This window comes from Psychrobacillus psychrotolerans, from assembly GCF_900115805.1.
Taxonomy (GTDB): Bacteria; Bacillota; Bacilli; order Bacillales_A; family Planococcaceae; genus Psychrobacillus; species Psychrobacillus psychrotolerans.
In genome coordinates, this window is the sequence record NZ_FOXU01000010.1 from 1 (window position 1) to 18481 (window position 18481).

General features: G+C 37.7%; 20 protein-coding genes. 17 read left to right on the plus strand and 3 right to left on the minus strand.

Translation table 11 applies throughout. The features are described 5' to 3' along the window. Positions 1 to 755 precede the first annotated feature (755 nt). The 11 genes from BM260_RS16000 (at position 756) to BM260_RS16050 (ending at position 11242) form a co-directional block, all read left to right on the plus strand. Positions 756 to 1544, plus strand: coding sequence for an FAD synthetase family protein (locus tag BM260_RS16000; protein ID WP_093538362.1), 789 nt, complete (start codon positions 756 to 758; stop codon positions 1542 to 1544). A 14-nt stretch (positions 1545 to 1558) separates the two neighbouring features. Then, positions 1559 to 2428 carry an isocitrate lyase/PEP mutase family protein gene (locus tag BM260_RS16005; protein WP_093538363.1) on the plus strand — a complete coding sequence of 290 codons (870 nt, stop codon included), beginning with the start codon at positions 1559 to 1561 and terminating at the stop codon, positions 2426 to 2428. 15 nt (positions 2429 to 2443) lie between these two features. After that, positions 2444 to 3862 carry an FAD-dependent oxidoreductase gene (locus BM260_RS16010; protein WP_093538364.1) on the plus strand — a complete coding sequence of 473 codons (1419 nt, stop codon included), beginning with the start codon at positions 2444 to 2446 and terminating at the stop codon, positions 3860 to 3862. Positions 3863 to 3875: 13 nt separating this feature from the next. Then, complete coding sequence (locus BM260_RS16015; protein ID WP_093538365.1) at positions 3876 to 4610, plus strand: SDR family NAD(P)-dependent oxidoreductase; 735 nt, start codon at positions 3876 to 3878, stop codon at positions 4608 to 4610. Positions 4611 to 4633: 23 nt separating this feature from the next. After that, positions 4634 to 5077 carry a GlcG/HbpS family heme-binding protein gene (locus tag BM260_RS16020; protein ID WP_175496326.1) on the plus strand — a complete coding sequence of 148 codons (444 nt, stop codon included), beginning with the start codon at positions 4634 to 4636 and terminating at the stop codon, positions 5075 to 5077. 4 nt (positions 5078 to 5081) lie between these two features. Further along, positions 5082 to 6464, plus strand: a complete 1383-nt coding sequence (locus BM260_RS16025) for an FAD-dependent oxidoreductase (protein ID WP_093538367.1) — start codon at positions 5082 to 5084, stop codon at positions 6462 to 6464. Then, complete coding sequence (locus BM260_RS16030; RefSeq protein ID WP_093538368.1) at positions 6461 to 7309, plus strand: aspartate/glutamate racemase family protein; 849 nt, start codon at positions 6461 to 6463, stop codon at positions 7307 to 7309. The genes BM260_RS16025 and BM260_RS16030 overlap by 4 nt, the downstream gene beginning before the upstream one ends. Positions 7310 to 7683: 374 nt before the next feature. After that, positions 7684 to 8823, plus strand: a complete 1140-nt coding sequence (locus tag BM260_RS16035) for an acyl-CoA dehydrogenase family protein (RefSeq protein WP_093538369.1) — start codon at positions 7684 to 7686, stop codon at positions 8821 to 8823. A 150-nt stretch (positions 8824 to 8973) separates the two neighbouring features. Beyond that, on the plus strand, positions 8974 to 9342 hold the full coding sequence (gene cccA, locus BM260_RS16040; RefSeq protein ID WP_093538370.1) for a cytochrome c550: 369 nt from the start codon (positions 8974 to 8976) through the stop codon (positions 9340 to 9342). Between the two features lie 88 nt (positions 9343 to 9430). Beyond that, positions 9431 to 10120 carry a tRNA (adenine(22)-N(1))-methyltransferase gene (locus tag BM260_RS16045; RefSeq protein WP_093538371.1) on the plus strand — a complete coding sequence of 230 codons (690 nt, stop codon included), beginning with the start codon at positions 9431 to 9433 and terminating at the stop codon, positions 10118 to 10120. A gap of 3 nt (positions 10121 to 10123) precedes the next feature. Next, complete coding sequence (locus BM260_RS16050) at positions 10124 to 11242, plus strand: Nif3-like dinuclear metal center hexameric protein (RefSeq protein WP_093538372.1); 1119 nt, start codon at positions 10124 to 10126, stop codon at positions 11240 to 11242. A gap of 43 nt (positions 11243 to 11285) precedes the next feature. On the opposite strand, the gene BM260_RS16055 is transcribed toward BM260_RS16050, so the two are convergent. Together BM260_RS16055 and vrrA are read right to left on the minus strand one after the other, a co-directional pair. Continuing rightward, complete coding sequence (locus BM260_RS16055) at positions 11286 to 12263, minus strand: 4-hydroxy-3-methylbut-2-enyl diphosphate reductase (protein ID WP_093538373.1); 978 nt, start codon at positions 12261 to 12263, stop codon at positions 11286 to 11288. Between the two features lie 66 nt (positions 12264 to 12329). Continuing rightward, positions 12330 to 12833, minus strand: a complete 504-nt coding sequence (vrrA, locus tag BM260_RS16060) for a VrrA/YqfQ family protein (protein ID WP_093538374.1) — start codon at positions 12831 to 12833, stop codon at positions 12330 to 12332. A 104-nt stretch (positions 12834 to 12937) separates the two neighbouring features. Here vrrA and BM260_RS16065 point away from each other — a divergent pair, with 104 nt between their 5' ends. From BM260_RS16065 to BM260_RS16085, 6 genes are all read left to right on the plus strand, one after another. Next, entirely contained in the window at positions 12938 to 14236 is a 1299-nt protein-coding gene (locus BM260_RS16065) for a DEAD/DEAH box helicase (protein ID WP_093538375.1), read from the plus strand. Between the two features lie 12 nt (positions 14237 to 14248). Further along, positions 14249 to 15133, plus strand: a complete 885-nt coding sequence (locus BM260_RS16070) for a deoxyribonuclease IV (protein ID WP_093538376.1) — start codon at positions 14249 to 14251, stop codon at positions 15131 to 15133. Positions 15134 to 15320: 187 nt separating this feature from the next. Further along, positions 15321 to 15452 (plus strand): hypothetical protein, encoded by a 132-nt coding sequence (locus BM260_RS18840; protein ID WP_281249764.1) that lies wholly within the window; start codon positions 15321 to 15323, stop codon positions 15450 to 15452. A 321-nt stretch (positions 15453 to 15773) separates the two neighbouring features. Then, positions 15774 to 16541 (plus strand): metal ABC transporter ATP-binding protein, encoded by a 768-nt coding sequence (locus BM260_RS16075; RefSeq protein ID WP_093538377.1) that lies wholly within the window; start codon positions 15774 to 15776, stop codon positions 16539 to 16541. After that, positions 16538 to 17386 (plus strand): metal ABC transporter permease, encoded by an 849-nt coding sequence (locus BM260_RS16080; RefSeq protein WP_093538378.1) that lies wholly within the window; start codon positions 16538 to 16540, stop codon positions 17384 to 17386. Before BM260_RS16075 ends, BM260_RS16080 begins: the two co-directional genes overlap by 4 nt. Continuing rightward, a complete protein-coding gene (locus BM260_RS16085) occupies positions 17383 to 17793 on the plus strand; it encodes a Fur family transcriptional regulator (protein ID WP_093538379.1) in 411 nt (136 codons plus the stop codon). Before BM260_RS16080 ends, BM260_RS16085 begins: the two co-directional genes overlap by 4 nt. 54 nt (positions 17794 to 17847) lie before the next feature. Here BM260_RS16085 and BM260_RS16090 read toward each other — a convergent pair whose 3' ends face one another. Further along, on the minus strand, positions 17848 to 18465 hold the full coding sequence (locus BM260_RS16090) for an NAD(P)-dependent oxidoreductase (RefSeq protein ID WP_093538380.1): 618 nt from the start codon (positions 18463 to 18465) through the stop codon (positions 17848 to 17850). Positions 18466 to 18481 lie beyond the last annotated feature (16 nt).

Here is an 18481-nt window from a genome sequence, read left to right on the forward strand (position 1 = left end):
ATTTCTATCCAACTACTAATAACCATCTTATCGACACCCAGGTCGCGTGCGATTTTTCTTAATGACATTCCTTTCTCAAAAAAGGCATCAATTACTTCTGCTTTTTTTATGTTCATAACGTGCACCCCCAAATTAGTTTTAAGTCCAACATTTTGGGTGCACATCACTATTCCCACTGGAGTCGCCGCTCTGCGCTCCAATCAATTTGATCCACTATCCCTACATTCACTTGGAGTACTCTTATCATCTATGCAGAAACTATGCTCTATATTATTGTTGAGTACTACTCACTTAATTGATTGTAGTGCAAGTCGGCAACTCCGGCGGGAACAGCGTTAGTCGAAGACCCCGCAGCGCAGCGAGGAGGCTGAGGCAACGCCCACGGAAAGCGTCCGACTGAAACGAAAATCAGTAGTATTATTCATTCTTTAAAGTTTTGTACGTGTTTGTTTTTAAAGGACTGGGCGTTTTTTTGCTTGGTTTTTCTTATGAAGTTAAAAGGTGGCACAATTAGTTATAAATACATACCTAAAACCCCCTACCTCTAACCCCCTAAACCTAAAATCCGTTAAAATATAACGGAAAATAAATTGATTATCGTAAAAAACTATTCTAGTTGAACATTACTTTATTTTATATGCTTAAACCATCATTTACGAATTGCATTAAGAAGCTGGAAAAGATCCATTAGTAACATGAAAATGTAAACGCTATCAATTTTGTGTGTACCACATGAAAATAGGAGGGGCTTCATCATGAAAGTCATTTTAATTGATGCAGAAAATTTAGAGGCTGTACAACGGAAAAGTGAACAGAGCGTGATGGCACTCGGTTTTTTTGATGGACTCCATAAAGGCCATCAAACCGTTATTCAAATTGCCAAACAACACGCATCTAAAAAACAGTTGCCACTGGCTGTGATGAGTTTTTTTCCTCACCCAAAAACGGTTATAACGAATAGCAATGTGGATTATTTAATGCCCATAGAAGAAAAAACCCATCAATTAAAGAAGTTGGGCGTCGACTTACTTTATATCGTTCATTTTACAAAAGAATTTGCCTCTTTAGCCCCTCAGACATTTGTTGAACAATATCTTATGAAGCTTGGTGTTAAAGTTGCTGTCGCTGGTTTTGATTATAAATACGGTTTTAAAGGTGAAGGACAAGTGCATATGATTGCTGAACAAAGTCAGCAACAAATCCAAGTAGTGATTGCTCCAAAAGTCGAAATGGCTGGTGAAAAAATTAGTTCGACTCTTTGTCGTAACTTATTAAAAGCTGGTCATGTTGAAAAAATTTATGCACTATGTGGCCGACCATATTCAATTCAATACGACTTACAAGAGGGCATTGAGCCTTATTTTACACTACCAAAACGAGGACATTACAATGTAGAGATTCATACTACACAACATATATATTCAAACGTTATTGAAGTGATGGATGAGCATTTCATTAGAGGGGTCAATATTCAAAGTAGTGACAAAGTCAAAATAGTATTTTATGAAGCTGATCCTTATTACATGAAGGAATTAGTAAATTAAAGGGTGGGAAGCAATTGAAAAAGACAGAGCTATTTCAACAATTATTGAAAAATCCAAGTACGTTTATATTACCAGGAGCTTTTGACGGCATGACGGCACGTATTATCGAAGAAACGGGATTTCCAGCAATCTATGCAACAGGTGCAGGCATTTCTAATGCGCAACTTGGTTGGGCGGATGTTGGTTTGACTACTGCAACGGAAATCGCCCAAGTAGTTTCATGGATGGCAGATGTGACGAATATTCCAATTGTTGTAGATGCAGATACAGGTTTTGGTAATGCGATTAATATGCAACGAACAGTAAAAATGTTGGAACGGGCCGGAGCGGCGGCTATTCAAATTGAGGATCAAGTGATGCCCAAAAAATGCGGACACTTTAATGGGAAATCGGTTATTTCTAAAGAAGAAATGGTTGGCAAGATTAAAGCAGCTTTAGATGCACGAATAGATGAAAAATTAGCGATTATCGCCAGAACCGATGCGGTAGGAGTATATGGAATTGAAGAAGCATTAGAGCGAGCGAATGCCTACAAAGAAGCTGGAGCTCATGCTATTTTTGTAGAAGCGCCGACAGACATGGAACAACTTTTACGGATTCCAAAAGAAGTCCCTGGTATTCCACATATTATTAATTTGGTTGAGGGTGGTAAAACGCCACTTGTTTCTCGTCTAGAGGCACAAGAAATGGGCTTCCAAATTATGTTATGTGCTAATACAGCTTTACGTGGGGCAATAAAAGGAGCGGTGGAAGCTATGAAATTATTACACCAAGAAGAGTCCCAAAAAAATATGAATGATTTAATCTGCTCATGGGAACAACGTCAACAACTATTTAAGTTAAAGGAAATTCAACAATTAGAGGTTCAATATTCTGGTAAGTAGAAAGTGAGGAAGCGTATGACAAAAGTAGATTACGATATTATTGTTGTAGGTTGCGGTGCTGCAGGGACATCCGCTGCATTAGCAGCCGCAGAAGAAGCAAAAGCACAAAATCTAGATATTAAAATTGCAATTTTAGAACGGGCATCTTTTGAGGAACGTGGAGGGAATACACGTTGGACTGCTGCTTATATGCGAATGGAAAATATCGATAATCCTGCACCAAACTTCATAGAAGATATGTTGAAGTTTTCGGATTATTACGCAGATGAGCAGTACATACGAATATTACATGAAAATGCAGGTTCGACATTGCGCTGGGTAGAGTCGAAAGGTGTAGATTTCGATTTCTTACCTACAATGTTTTTAACGGCTTCTAAACCACGTTTGTTACCTGTTGGTGGTGGTCGTGCTATTGTTGATACACTTAGCCTTCGTGCTCGTGCCCTCGGTGTAGAAATTATCTATGAAACGACTGCATGGGATTTAGTACTCGACGATTCAGGCAATGTAAAAGGTCTTAAAGTACGTATTGCAGAAGGAGAAACACTCACCTTGTCGACTAATGCAGTGATATTAGCAGCAGGAGGCTTTCAAGGAAGTCATGAGATGATGGCACAATATATTGGCCGTCATGCACATAAAATTCCTACCGTTGCTGAAGGTGGATTATTTAATAAAGGTGAGGCCATTCGTATGGCATTACGAATTGGTGCAAAAGGGCAAGGACAATTTGATGCTTTCCATGCGGAAACTGTTGATCCTCGTAGTAAAAGGGAAGAAGCAGGGGTCATGATGTACCCATATGGTATTTTAGTAAACCAACAAGGCGAGCGTTTTGTCGATGAAGGAGAAACGACGATTGATGAACAATATGAAGCCGTTGCTCGTAAGATTTTCTACGAATGTGAGGGTCACATTGCTTATATGATTTCGGATCAAAAAATGTACGATATACCTGGCCATGAAGAAGCATTGCAAACAGAAGTCCCTCCAATTGTGGCAGACACAATTGAGGAACTAGCAAAAGCGTTAGACATTCCAATAGAAAAATTATCTAAAACGGTAGAGGGATTTAATGAAGCTTGCCCAACAGGGGAATTTTTATTTAACCAAAAAGATGGATTAGCAGCGACAGAGATCTCACCGCCAAAATCGAACTGGTCCATTCCTATAAATAAAGGTCCATTTATTGCATATCCGATTATTTGTTGCAATGTATTTACAAATGGAGGGCTAGCAACGGATACAAATGGTCGCGTCTTATCAGGAGACAATCATCCAATTCCGGGGTTATATGCAGCAGGAGAAACATCTGGGCTTTATTATGGGAAATATCCAGGAGGCACATCAGTATTACGTTGTTTAGTATTTGGAAAACGTGCAGGAGAACATGCCGTCAACCTGATCACTTCACAACAAAAAGCGTATTTATAATGGGGGAATTAATATGCTATTGAATGGAAAAGTGGCCCTTGTTACAGGTGGTGGTAGAGGTATTGGACGAGAAACATGTTTGTTACTTGCTTCTCATGGAGCACATATTGCGGTCTGTTCTCTTTTTGAAGAAGAGTGTCAAGAGGTTGTCGATGTCATTAATAAGCAATACAAAGTCCGAGCAATTGCAGTACCCTGCGATGTAACGAACGAAGCCCAAGTAAAAAAAGCATGCGCCTTCGTAAAAGAAGAACTTGGCCCAGTAGATATATTAATAAATAATGCTGGCACAATGAGCATGTTACCTTTTGTAGATACAACGACAGAGGAATGGTTGCGTGTACATGATATTAACGTGAATGGTCCTTATTACTTCTGTTCTCAAATTGTGCCAGATATGATTGCTAAACAAGAAGGAACCATTATTAATATTTCATCTATTTGGGGAACAAAAGGTGGGCCAAATCGTAGTGCTTATATTTCATCAAAACATGCAGTTATTGGTTTTTCAAAGGCAATAGGAGAAGAATTAAAACCATATGGGATCCGCGTTAATGCAGTATGTCCGGGGCCAGTAGATACGAGAATGACGGATGAATTAGGTCCCGATTTAGATAAAACAGGATGGTTACAGCCTATTGATATGGCAAATGTTATTGTCAATATCGCATTACCGCATAGTAAAGCGATAACCGCTGCTTCCATTGAAGCGTTCGGAACTGGAATGCCAGTAGGTCTTACAAAATAATAAATTAAAGGGGATAGAGAATTATGGAACAAACATATACTTTCACACAACAAACAATTACTTTAAATTTGGCAAAACAAATGCTAGAAGCTGCAGAGAAAAAAGGAATTGAACTTGGTATGAAATTTGCCATTTCAATTGTAGATAAAGCAGGGAATTTAAAAGCATTTTACGCAATGGATGGAGCACCTGTCTTAGCGCTAGAAATTGCTCAAAATAAAGCATTCTCAGCCGCAGCATACAATCGTGCAACACATGAATGGTATGACCGCTTAAAAGATGATCCACCTTTATTAACAGGTCTCGTGCATACAAATCGTCTAGTTATATTTGGTGGAGGTTATCCAATTCTAATTAACGGTGAATGTGTCGGTGGAATTGGAGTAAGTGGTGGACACTATTCACATGACATGCAAGTATGCGAAGCGGGCTTGGAGATTCTAGCGGTATTAACAAAGGAAGCTTAAGCCTATGAAAGCAGTTGTAGATATTGTAATTATCGGCGCTGGTATGGCCGGTCTTTGCGCATCAGTGGAAGCCGCTGCTGCGGGAGCGAGTGTGATAGTTTTAGAAAAACAACCTCAAATTGGTGGTAGTTCATTATTAAGTGGTTGTTTTATGGCATTTGCAGGAACAGAATTTCAAAAACAACATGGAATTACTGATTCAGCAGACAGTTTAATAGAAGATATGTTGCAAGTTGGGCAGTATAAAAATGATCGTACTCTCGTTGAAACATATGGACAGCACCAGTTAGAAACATACAATTGGCTTGTTAATCAAGGTGTACAATTTATAGATTGTCAAGCAGTGAGTGGCCATACAAACCCACGTGGGCATACGATTGTCCCCAATCAGGCAATTGATATGTTAAAAAGTAGAGCAATCGAACATGGCGCAAAAATATATACGGATGCTGTAGTTACTCGTCTAGAAAAAAGAAATGAGCGTGTTGAGCAAGTCCATGTAACATATAGAGGTCATTCATATGTTGTGGAAGCACGTAAAGGTATTATTATCGCCTCAGGTGGTTTTTCCCGTAGTGAAGACTTACTTGAACACTTTGCTCCCGGGCTAACTAATACAATACGTTTGGGTGGAGTAGGAAACACAGGGGACGGCATCAGGCTTGCATGTGAACAAGGTGCATGGTTACGAGATACTCCATATTTAAAAGGCACATACGGATTCCATCCTAGCTCTACGAATGACAATAAACGCCAAGCTCATACTTTTTATAAAGGAGGCATTATTGTGAATGAGCAGGGCGACCGTTTTGTAAATGAATCTATCTCCTATAAATTACTAGGAGATGCAGCATTACAACAGTCGGATCAAAGTACTTTTCAAATTTGGGATCAAACAGTAATGGATAAAGGTGTAAAAGGAGATGCATTGTATGATTTTGCATCACTTGAAGAACTAGGTTTAATGGAACGTTCTGAATCTATCGAAGCATTAGCAACAATAATTGGAGTTCCACCCTCATCGTTACAACAAACGATCAGCAGTTATAACGAAGCGGTCGATACAGGAAATGACGTATTGGGTAGAACAACACTTACGCATACATTTGGAAAACCAACAAAAATTATAACAGCTCCTTTTTATGCGATGAATACCTCAACGGCCATGCTAGCTACATATGCGGGTGTAACAGTGAATGAAAAGGCAGAAGTGTTAAATCCCTTTAATGAAAGTATTCCAGGTCTTTTTGCGGCAGGCGAAGTTGTAGGGGGCTTCCATGGTGCAGGATATATGACGGGTAGTTCACTCGGAAAGGCAGCAATATTTGGTCGCATAGCTGCTAAACAAGCAATCCAACAATCGAATGTAGAGGAGGCGTTGGTGTGAAAATTTGGCACCAAAGTTTAACATCCATTGAAGACATTCCAGTTTATCGAGATGCTGTTGTAAATCATTTATCTAAAATCGCACGTCCAGATGTAGATGTTGTGTTACATGGTATGTCGAAAGAGACTTATCCCCAGCAATATCCGGGACATTTTATAACGTACAATTATTTACAAAGTTTGCATAAGGAACAATTCATTAGAAATGCAATGATAGCTGAAAAAGCTGGCTATGATGCCGTTTTTATTGGTACGATTCCTGACGTAGGGTTAATCGAAGCACGATCAATTGTTGATATTCCTGTGATAGGTTACGGGCAAGCATCGATGCATATTGCGTCGATGCTTGGAACAAAGATTGGTATTGTGAATTTTCTAGCTCCACTTGTTGACCAGTTACGTTTCAATGCTCAACAATACGGCTTGGGGGAAAAGGTAGGTCCGATCATCCAGGCGGATATTGGCTTCTATGATATTTTAGAGGGCTTTGACAATCCACAACCGATTATCGAAAAGTTTACAATAGCTGCTCAACAAGCTATAGCGCAAGGTGCGGATATAATTATTCCTGGTGAGGGGCCGATGAATATTTTCTTGGCAAACTTTGGTATTCATCATGTGGACAATGTGCCGATAATAGATTCCTTTGGGGCAGGTATTAAAATGTGTGAAACGATGGTAGATCTATATAAAATCAGTGGAATGTCCATGGCCCGCACAGGATTTTTCAATGAAAAACCACCTGCTGAAGTTTTAGAAAAGTTACGCAGTTATTATAACCTACCAGATGTGTCAGCTGATATGGACTTTGGTTTATCAATTCGTTCAGTAACCAGTTCAGTATAAATAAGAGAGCATCTTTCTACACATCCAAGTGTGTAGGAAGATGCTTTTGTATTCTACATTGATGAACTAAAGTAGAACTTATATAATTTTTCTGAGAGTTTAACTAATAGATTTACTCAAAAGTGAAAATAGAGAGTAAAGAAATTATAATTTCTAGTAAGTGTTCCTCCTAAAAAATAGACTCTCGCTTTTTTTATAAAATAATCCTAACCTGTATGCCATATGGGTTGGACTGCAAACACCATGGAATTATTAAGAAAAAGGTGTTGATCAAAAATAGCTGTCGTCCCCTTATTATAATATATCTTTGAATTTCTTATATTTTTAGTATAATAGAAATGTAAGCGTTTTTATTTACAAAGGGGATGAATGAAATGAATTTTGATTTAACACAGGAGCATAAAATGATCCGCAAAACTATTCGTGAGTTTTCGGATGAGGTTGTAGCGCCAGGAGCGATTGAGCGCGATAAGACGAAAGCTTTTCCAAAAGAAATCTTTAAACAGTTAGCCGACATGGGGATGATGGGCTTACCGTTTTCAGAAGAGTATGGCGGAGCAGGTGCAGATACTGTTAGTTTTGCAATCGTGACAGAAGAGTTGAGTAGAGCATGTGCTTCTACAGGAATCACTTATTCTGCACATATATCGCTTGGTGGAGCTCCACTTAATCTATTTGGTACAGAAGAGCAAAAACAAAAATATTTGGTTCCAGTATGTACAGGGGAATCCTTCGGGGCTTTTGGTTTAACGGAACCTAATGCAGGATCAGATGCAGGCGGTACACAGACAACGGCTAAAGAAGATGGCGATGATTATGTTATTAATGGAAACAAAGCTTTTATAACGAATGCTAGCTATGCAAAACACCTAGCATTAACAGCAATTACGGATATCAAAGATGGTAAAAAAGAAATTTCTGCAATAATTGTGCCTACGGATGCAGAAGGCTTCTCTGTTATTGATAATTACGAGAAGATGGGTCTAAATGCATCTAATACAACTGAGCTAGTATTGGAAAATGTAAGAGTACCAAAGGAAAACCTACTAGGGGGGAAAGGGCAAGGATTCAAGCAATTCCTTGTAACTCTTGATGGTGGCCGAATTGGTATTGGAGCAATGGCAGTTGGAATTGCACAAGCAGCTTTCGACAGAGCGCTACGTTATTCTAAAGAGCGTAAGCAATTTGGAAAAACACTTTCCGAGTTTCAGGTAACGCAATTTAAATTGGCAGATATGGCGATGAAAATTGAGCTAGCACGTACAATGGTCCATAAAGCGGCATGGTTGAAAGATCAAGGACGTGCTTTTGGGAAAGAAGCTTCTATGTGTAAACTATATGCATCCGAAATAGCAATGGAAGTAGCGGATCAAGCTATTCAAATACATGGTGGATATGGCTATATGAAAGAGTACGAAGTAGAGCGCTATATGCGAGATGCTAAATTACTAGAAATTGGGGAAGGAACTTCTGAAGTACAAAGAATGGTAATTGCTCGACATATTGGGTGTTGATAGTAGAAAATGAGCTAAGATTATGTCTAAAATGTCACAATCTAAGAAAACTTCTCTCCTAAGACTTTTAGTTTTCTTAAGAATGCAGTACAATATTAATGTTGACTAATTCTATATTAGAAAAGATTGTATTAAAAGGGAGGGTTAATTATGCAAAAAAATCCAATAATTCCATTTATCTTAATTATGGCTTTTGGTATTGGTTTAATTTTCTTCTTGTCTATGGATGGTGTAGGAAACAAAGAAGAAATTGCTGCAACTGAAGAGCATGCAGAAGGAACTGAAGGCGGAGAAGCTTCAGCTGGAGAATTTGATCCAGAAGCTTTAGCTCAAGGGAAATGTATCGGTTGTCATGGTAATAGTTATGAAGGCGGCATGGGTCCAGCTTTAGTTGGAACTGCATTGTCTGAAGACGAAGTAAAAGACGTTTTAGCAAATGGTAAAGGTGCAATGCCAGCTGGATTAGTACCTGAAGAAAACATTGACGCTATGGCGGCATGGGTTAAATCTTTAGAATAGTATGTAACTAAAAGACCTTTGATTCTGTAAAAGAATCGAGGTCTTTTTTCTTTTTTGCTATAATAGTTAATGAAGAGGTGTTGAAACAATGAATGCAAAAAATTTGTCGACTAGACTGAGAACAGTCGCTTCCTTTGTAAAAGAAAATACTACTTTGGCGGATATCGGTAGTGATCATGCTTATTTACCATGTTTTTTGGTACATGAAGGTGTCATTTCTAAAGCTATTGCCGGAGAAGTAGTCAAAGGTCCATTTGAATCTGCTCAAAAACAAGTAATAAGTGAAGGACTTCAAAATAATATTGATGTTCGTTTCGGGAATGGTTTAGAGGTCATCACGGCTAACGACAATGTCCAAACGGTTACTATAGCTGGAATGGGTGGTCCGCTTATAGCTTCTATCTTAGAAACCGGAAAAGAAAAACTTACCACTGTGGATACATTAATCTTACAACCAAATGTTCATGCGAAAGCTATACGAGAGTGGGCTATTCAAGAACAATGGAAGATAGACCAAGAAGTAATTTTAGAAGAACACGATAAAATTTATGAAATTCTTGTATTAGTAAAAGGGCAAATGAAACTTTCGGAAAAGGAATTATTAGTTGGACCAATTTTGAGTAAAGACAAATCGCCTGTATATCTAAAGAAATGGACCAATGAGGTAAATGAATGGCAACGGATTGTAGATGAGCTTAACAAATTACAAGGAACTGAAGTACAGCAAAAGAAACAATTACTCGAAAACAAAATTGCCTTAGTAAAGGAGACTTTATAAGCGATGAAGGAAACAAATGGGCAACATATTATTTCCCTTTTCGAACAATGGGCACCAAAGTCTTTGGCAGTTGAAGGAGATCCAGTAGGTCTTCAAATTGGGACTCTTAACAAAACTATAACTAAAGTGTTGGTTACTTTAGATGTAAATTTGAAGACAGTAGAAGAAGCTATTGTAAATGGTTGTGAGCTAATTATTGCTCATCATCCTCCTATTTTTCGAGGATTGAAAAATATGCGAACAGATTTACCTCAGGGTATGTTAATAGAGAAATTGATAAAGCATGATATTGCTGTATATGCTGCGCATACCAATTTAGATATTGCTTCAGGGGGGGTAAATGATTTACTTGCTACTGCTTTGCAACTAGAAAACATAAATATTCTAGAGCAGACTAGCTCTGAACAACTAATGAAGCTGGCGGTCTTTACTCCTAAGCAATCAACAGAGCTAGTTAGAACAGCATTAGCAATTGCTGGTGCTGGTCAAATTGGAGATTACACGGATTGTAGTTTTACTTCAGAAGGAGAAGGAAGGTTCAAACCGTCTAGCTTAGCAACTCCTTTTATTGGACAAGCGAATGAATTAGCAGTAGTAGAAGAAGATAAAATAGAGGTTGTTTTTCCTATCTCTATGAAAAGTAAGGTGTTAAAAGCATTACTGACAAGTCATCCATATGAAGAACCTGCTTATGACTTAATATTGCTAGATTTAGAAGTCAATGAAAAAGGTCTTGGGAGAATTGGAACACTATTGCAAAGCCAAACATTAGCTGACTACGCAGAAATAGTTAAAAAACAACTGAATGTACCTTTTGTTCGAGTGGTAGGAAATTTGACGAAGGAAGTTAAGAAAGTTGCTGTTCTTGGTGGAGATGGCAATAAATATATACAGAGTGCTAAAAGAGCTGGAGCGGATGTGTTTGTAACAGGTGATTTATATTTCCACGTGGCACAAGATGCAGAAGCTATAGGTTTAGCAGTTATAGATCCGGGTCATCATGTGGAACAAATTATGAAAATTGGTGTTGCGGAGTATATGACTAAGGTTTGTATGCAACACAAACTTGCTGTTGAATTCATCCCATCCAACATTTCAACGGAACCCTTTCAATTGATTTAATAGAATATAAACAAAAAAGCTGCTCTCTAGTGAGCAGCTTTTTTTATTTAACTGGATAAGGTTCAATTCGATCTACTGGTTTTGGTACTTTAATTTTAGGTAGAATTTTGGATGGTATTGTTTTTTTCGTTGTATCGTGAGTTTCCGGGTCGTTTGGATCATACTTTTCTAAGAATTGAATAACTTCTTTTACTATTGGAGTAGGTGTGGAAGCACCTGCTGTCACTGCAACATGAGAAATATTATCCAACCATTCCAATTGTAGTTCGGAAATGTCGCCAATTCGGTAAGAAGGTGTTCCAGCGATTTCCTCTGAAACTTGTGTCAATCTATTAGAATTGTTACTCATAGGATCTCCAACTACTATTAAAAGTTCCGCATCTCCAGCTTGTTCAGCAACCGCTTCTTGACGAACCTGAGTAGCCAAACAAATTTCTTTATGGACTTCAATATGAGAGAACTTCTCTTCTAATTTCTTCATTAAATCCACAACATCCCATTGAGACATTGTAGTTTGATTGGTAACGAGTAATTTATCGGTCTTAATAGTTAAATTCTCAATGTCCTCTAACGATTGAACTAGATGTACCTTGTCTGGAGCTACACCTATTGCACCTTCTGGCTCTGGATGACCTTTTTTACCAATATAAATAATGTCATAGCCTTCAGCTGTTTTTTCTCTTATGAGATCATGCGTAACTGTAACATCTGGACATGTAGCATCTATTGAAACAAGGCCCTTTTTACGAGCTAACTCTTTCACTTCTGGTGAAACACCATGTGCGGTAAAAATAACCGTACCTGTATCGACTTTTGATAATATATCTAAGCGATTTTCTCCGTCTAACGTAATTATGCCATCCATCTCAAATGCATCTGTTACATGTTTGTTGTGGACGATCATTCCCAAAATATATATTGGCCTTGGCAGAGAAGTATCTAATGCAGCATTTCGAGCAATTACCATTGCATCCACTACACCATAGCAGTATCCTCTAGGCGAAATTTTTTGAACTAACATTTACGTAACTCCCTTCAATACGAGCATACTCATATTATAACGGAGCGGCTAGACGATTACAAAACTTTAAATTGGAGGCTGGAAAATTCTAGGTATTGATGCTCCGTTTGTTAGAGAAGCAGCAGTACTAGTTGCTCTCGCAGCTGTTGAAGCAGCTGTAGCAGCACCTAAATTACCAGTAACGGCAGTAGTAGCAGCTGGTACAGATTGAAAACCACGGTATAATTTTAACAGTGCCGGTACATTTTGTATCATAGGAGCAAATTGTCTAACCATTGGTGTAAGCTGCTGGGCAGTATTTAAGAATTTGTCGGCTGTTTGTAGGTAACCCATAGTTTTCGATACTGGTTGACCTTGTTGAAAGCCTCCTGTTGGAGCAGCAGACTGAAATTGACTAAAAAAGTTAGTAGCCGGACCTGCAGGTGCAGTTGGTGGTGGAGGGGGAGCAGCCTGATTCCCTCCCCAAAAATCAAAAGAATTATTTGGAACATTCTGAGGACTTGAATTAGACATGCCAAAAAAGTCATTTCCCTGATTTTGGGCAAACGGATAAAAAGATTGGTAACGCATTTTTTCATCTCCTTTCGAACAGCAAAGACTATTATATTCTATGCAAATTGTACGTTTTATGTACAATCGTGGTACAATAAAGAAATGTGAGGGAGTGACGTACAATGTCAAAATATACAGATTATAGTTTTCAGCCTTTTTTATTAGATGCAATAGAAAAATTAGGCTTCCAAGAACCAACGCCAATTCAAAAAGAAATGATTCCACTTGTATTAAAGGGGAAAAGTGCGATTGGTCAAGCACATACTGGAACAGGAAAAACACATAGTTTTTTAATCCCAATTGTTGAAAAAATAGATGCTAGTAAAAGAGAAGTACAAGCAGTTATTACATCACCAACAAGAGAGCTTGCAACGCAAATTTATAAAGAGTTGAACAAGCTAGTAGAAGGCACAGATATTCAAACAAAATTATTCATTGGTGGAACGGATAAAGCTCGTTCAATCGAAAAATTAAAAACTCAACCACAAATCGTAGTTGGAACGCCAGGTAGACTTCGTGATCTTACTGTAGAGCAAGCACTACTTGTTCATACAGCAAAAGTTTTAGTTGTAGATGAAGCTGACTTAGCTTTCGATCTTGGCTTTATCAATGAAATTGATCAATTTGCATCTCGTATGCCTGATAAATTAGAAATGTATGTATTTTCTGCTACAATTCCAGAAAAATTACAACCTTTCTTAAAAAAATATATGGATTCACCAGTCCATATAAAAATAGGCGAGAAACGTCGAGTAGCAGAGGGTATTGAATTTATTGTAACTCCGGTTCGAAGCAAATCTAGAAAGAAACGCTTGTTGGATGTAATGGAAGGTATTAATCCATACTTAGCCATTATATTTACAAATACGAAACAACATGCAGACGAAGTAGCGCATTATTTAGAAGGAAATGGTGTCAAAGTTGGTGTTGTTCATGGCGATATTTCACCTCGTGATCGTAAACGTGTGATGAAACAAATACATGAACTAGAATTCCAATATATCGTGGCAACCGATTTAGCTGCTCGTGGTATTGATATTCCTGGAGTAAGCCATGTGATTAACTATGAACTTCCAGATGATTTAGAGTTCTTCGTTCACCGCGTAGGCAGAACAGCTCGTGCTGGCATGACTGGGATTGCAATTTCATTATATGAACCATCAGACGAAGATGCTTTAGTGCGCCTTGAAAAAATGGGGATTCCACTAGAGCATAAGGATGTCGTTAATGGTGAATGGTCTGAACTTAAAGAACGCCATGCACGTAAAAATCGTACAAAAAATGAAAATGAAATAGATGCAATCGCTAAAGCCCAAGTCCGTAAGCCTAAAAAGGTTAAACCAGGCTACAAACGTAATATGAAATGGGAAATGGATATTGTGAAGAAAAGAGAAAGACGTATTAAAAACCGCAAGAAATAAGGAGTTGTCATCATGTTATTAGGTTCACATGTTTCGATGAGTGGAAAAGAGATGCTACTGGGTTCAAGTAAAGAGGCTGTATCATATGGTGCAAATACTTTTATGATTTATACAGGAGCACCACAAAATACTAGAAGAAAACCAATTGAAGAATTGAATATTGACGCTGGTATCGCTCATATGAAAGAAAATGGGATGTCCAATATCGTCGTGCATGCTCCTTATATCATCAATTTAGGTAATACAACAAAACCTGAGACTTTTGCTCTTGGTGTAGAGTTTTTACAAAAGGAAATTGAAAGAACTGCTCATATAGGTGCTACTCAAATTGTATTGCATCCAGGAGCTCACGTAGGAGCAGGAGTAGAAGTGGGTATTGCTAGAATTGTTGAAGGTTTAAATGAAGTGCTGACAACCGATTGGCCTGTTCAAATAGCTTTAGAGACAATGGCTGGAAAAGGCTCAGAATGTGGTCGCACTTTTGATGAACTTGCACAAATTATCGATGGTGTTGTAAATAATCATCGATTGTCCATTTGCATGGATACTTGTCATATTCATGATGCTGGTTATAATATCGTGGAAGATTTTGATGGAGTCTTAAATGAATTCGATAAAATAATCGGTATTGATCGTTTAAAAGTACTTCATATCAATGATAGTAAAAATGTATGTGGAGCAGCAAAGGATCGACATGAGAACATCGGTTTTGGTGAAATTGGATTTGATGCTTTGCAATACATTGTGCACCATCCTCAATTGATGGAAATCCCTAAAATTTTAGAAACGCCTTTTGTTGGTGTAGACGCTAAATCGAAGGAAGCTCCATACAAGCATGAGATTGAAATGCTTCGCTCAAAACAGTTTAATGCAGAAGCAATAGATGCGTTGCGCTAACATGCAAGAGCACGATCTTTTCAAATTAAACGCTGTTTTCTAGATGATTACCGAGCTGGTTTATAGGGGTGTTGGTTGGTTGTAACGAGATGTTACAACCAACCAACATCTCTTTTTTTCGGTAATCTGTGTATGGTGTTTTTTATATACGTCGCCCACTAACTTCGGTTCACAAGAGGCGAGGACGGTGCAGCGTTCATTTGTATCGGAAATCAGTAAGTATTATTGTATTGCAATTACCTATTTTAGAAAGAAATTTTCAGGTATTAACTTCTTTCATCCAAAAGAAGTAGGTGCCTTTTCTTTAATTTCTTTATAAAGTTCCATAGCACGTTGTTCCCCAAGTATTTGAATTAGTTTTTGTTGGATAGCAAGCGGAACGCCAAATAAAAGCCAGGAAAGGGAAATTTCTTTTAGTAATGGATAGACACTTTTTAATTCTTTGTCGGAAATTTCTATATCAAAGCCCTTTACGATTGTCTTAAACTCCTTAATAGAGCATGTTTGTAACTGTTGAACAAATTTATGGATATCCAGAATAACATCCTTCCAAGTAATTTTTATTTACACATGGTGCAATATGGACTATACTAATACTTTGTAAATCGTAATCATTATTAATTAGAATCGAGGAAAAATAATGGGAAGCCCATTGATCAACTTACATAACATTTCGTACCAATACGAACAAACTAAGGCATTAATCGATATTAATCTTACTATTGCAGAAGGTGACTTTCTTGCGATTATTGGACCTAATGGTTCTGGTAAGTCTACATTATTGAAAATAATACTAGGATTATTAAAACCAACGAGCGGTGAAGTACTTCTTTTTGGGAAGCCAGTTAATCAGTTTAAAGAGAAAGAACGCATTGGGTATGTTTCACAAAAGTCCAATTCGTTTAATACCGGATTCCCGGCAACGGTGACTGAGGTAGTTAGAAGTGGTTTAGTAAAGAAGACAGGGTTATTTCATCGATATCCTGCAAATGTTAACAAACAGGTAAGACAAGCGTTAAAATCAGTCGGTATGGATGAATATTCTATGAAAAATATTGGCGATCTTTCTGGAGGACAGCAACAGCGTGTTTTTATCGCTAGAGCATTAATCAGTAATCCAAATGTATTGATACTTGACGAGCCAACCGTTGGAGTAGATAGCAAAAATGTAAAATCTTTTTATAATATGTTAAGTCATTTAAATCGGGAACATAATATTACCATTGTGTTAGTTACCCATGATGTCGATGCAGTATCCAAAAGTATAAGTCACGTTGCTTGTTTGAACCAGCGAATTCATTTTCATGGTTTTAAAAATGAGATGGACCAGATGAGTGATGAACAATTAGAGGCTTGGTATGGACACGCAGTTCGTAAAGTCGATCATCAAAGTGAGGTAAAATCATGATTGACTCTATTTTTCACTATGAATTTTTACAAAATGCTTTTGCCTCAGGTCTAATCATCGGTTTTATCGCTCCACTATTAGGGGTTTTTATAGTTGTTCGTAGACTTTCGTTGATAGCTGATGCTTTGAGTCATGTAACATTGGCTGGTATTGCTGGTAGCTTATATTTGAGTCAGTCTGTCGGGGCATTGGCCCTATTAAACCCATTATATTTAGGAATAGTCGCATCTGTGACTGGGTCGTTGTTTATCGAGAGATTAAGAAGATTATATAAACACTATGAGGAACTTGCTATACCTATTATTATGTCTGCTGGCCTCGGTTTTGGAGCAATTTTCATCTCATTAGCAGAAGGATTTAGTTCGGACCTATTTAGCTATTTATTTGGTTCCGTATCTGCAGTAAGTCGTCAGGACTTGTGGATTATTATAGGCATTGCATTAATTGTCATAGTATTTTTAAGTTTATTTTTTAAAGAATTATTTGTACTTTCTTTCGATGAGGAATATGCGAAAGCATCAGGACTTCCTGCTAAATGGATTCATGTATTATTTATGATTGTGACGGCATTAGTTATTGCAGGGTCGATGCGAATTGTAGGTATCTTACTCGTTTCCTCACTTATGACACTGCCGGTTGCTGCTGCTATGCGTATATCCAAAAGCTTTAAACAGGCAATTTTGCTATCCGTTATATTCGGTGAGTTGTCTGTTATTGTTGGATTGGTTAGTGCATTTTATTTGGATTTAGCGCCAGGTGGAACAATTGTTGTTACTTCAATTATCATTTTACTTCTAACTATTTTTTCTAAAAAGATAGGGAGCAAGGGAGCTGTTTCAGGGTGAATATAGAAAAAGCATGGGATATTTTAAAAAATGAAGGATATAAAAAAACAGATAAACGCGAGCAAATACTAAGCATTTTTACCGAAACGGAAAAGTATATAACTGCTAAAGATATTCTGAATGTGATGAAAAAAGAACATCCCGGGATGAGCTATGATACAATTTATAGAAATTTAAGTACCTTTGTAAATCTGGGCATATTAGAAGAAACCGAGTTAACAGGGGAGAAACATTTTAGAATGCAATGTGAGGCTGATCATCATCACCATCATTTCATCTGTATGTCCTGTGGCAATATTAAAGAAATTCCATTTTGTCCAATGGAAGTATTGCAAAATGCTATACCAGGCTACGAAATAGAAAACCACAAATTCGAAATCTATGGCAATTGCCCATCCTGTCATTAATAAAAAGTAGCGTAGACCAGTATAAGGTCTACGCTACTTTTTTTTGTATATTGCTTAATCACTCAATCCAACGGATGTATTTTCATATTCCTTGTTCATAAGAGCCTTATATATAAAATCTGCTACATTTGCTCTAGTAATAGTTCTACCTGTGCTAGGCACACCCGTTAAAGCCTCTTTATAAACACCTGTAAATTCTTTATCGTTCAAACCCATAGGGCGTACAATTGTAAAGGTTAAATGATTATTTCTTATATAACTAACTGCATTCGAGTGATCAGTTAGCACATTTTTAAGCATTTTTATCATAAATTTGCCCATTAAACCTGGTATCTCATTTTCTATTCCTGCCGAAGCAACATAGACAATGCGTTGGACATTATTAGCGACCATTCCGTCAACAACATTCTTTGTCATATCTTCTAACTGCGTAGATTTTTTCATACCGGTTGTAGAGCCTAGACAAGAAATAACAGCTTCCTTACCTGCAATAGCTTCTTTAACGGCCGCTTTATCAAAAGCATCACCTTGGATAATAGTTAAACGTTCATGCACTAATTCTAATTTCGAAGGGGACCTCACAAAAGCGGTAACTTCATGTCCTTTATCTAAAGCTAGTTTAGTAAAATGCTTTCCGACACCACCATTTGCCCCAAATACAATAATATTCATACTCTATTCTCCTTCA

Excerpts from the sequence above, each read along its gene's own strand:
- BM260_RS16000 (WP_093538362.1), top strand. The coding sequence starts at position 756 with ATGAAAGTCATTTTAATTGATGCAGAAAATTTAGAGGCTGTACAACGG.
- BM260_RS16010 (WP_093538364.1), top strand. The coding sequence starts at position 2,444 with ATGACAAAAGTAGATTACGATATTATTGTTGTAGGTTGCGGTGCTGCA.
- BM260_RS16015 (WP_093538365.1), top strand. The coding sequence starts at position 3,876 with ATGCTATTGAATGGAAAAGTGGCCCTTGTTACAGGTGGTGGTAGAGGT.
- BM260_RS16020 (WP_175496326.1), top strand. The coding sequence starts at position 4,634 with ATGGAACAAACATATACTTTCACACAACAAACAATTACTTTAAATTTG.
- BM260_RS16025 (WP_093538367.1), top strand. The coding sequence starts at position 5,082 with ATGAAAGCAGTTGTAGATATTGTAATTATCGGCGCTGGTATGGCCGGT.
- BM260_RS16035 (WP_093538369.1), top strand. The coding sequence starts at position 7,684 with ATGAATTTTGATTTAACACAGGAGCATAAAATGATCCGCAAAACTATT.
- cccA (WP_093538370.1), top strand. The coding sequence starts at position 8,974 with ATGCAAAAAAATCCAATAATTCCATTTATCTTAATTATGGCTTTTGGT.
- BM260_RS16045 (WP_093538371.1), top strand. The coding sequence starts at position 9,431 with ATGAATGCAAAAAATTTGTCGACTAGACTGAGAACAGTCGCTTCCTTT.
- BM260_RS16050 (WP_093538372.1), top strand. The coding sequence starts at position 10,124 with ATGAAGGAAACAAATGGGCAACATATTATTTCCCTTTTCGAACAATGG.
- BM260_RS16055 (WP_093538373.1), bottom strand. The coding sequence starts at position 12,263 with ATGTTAGTTCAAAAAATTTCGCCTAGAGGATACTGCTATGGTGTAGTG.
- vrrA (WP_093538374.1), bottom strand. The coding sequence starts at position 12,833 with ATGCGTTACCAATCTTTTTATCCGTTTGCCCAAAATCAGGGAAATGAC.
- BM260_RS16065 (WP_093538375.1), top strand. The coding sequence starts at position 12,938 with ATGTCAAAATATACAGATTATAGTTTTCAGCCTTTTTTATTAGATGCA.
- BM260_RS16070 (WP_093538376.1), top strand. The coding sequence starts at position 14,249 with ATGTTATTAGGTTCACATGTTTCGATGAGTGGAAAAGAGATGCTACTG.
- BM260_RS16075 (WP_093538377.1), top strand. The coding sequence starts at position 15,774 with ATGGGAAGCCCATTGATCAACTTACATAACATTTCGTACCAATACGAA.
- BM260_RS16080 (WP_093538378.1), top strand. The coding sequence starts at position 16,538 with ATGATTGACTCTATTTTTCACTATGAATTTTTACAAAATGCTTTTGCC.
- BM260_RS16090 (WP_093538380.1), bottom strand. The coding sequence starts at position 18,465 with ATGAATATTATTGTATTTGGGGCAAATGGTGGTGTCGGAAAGCATTTT.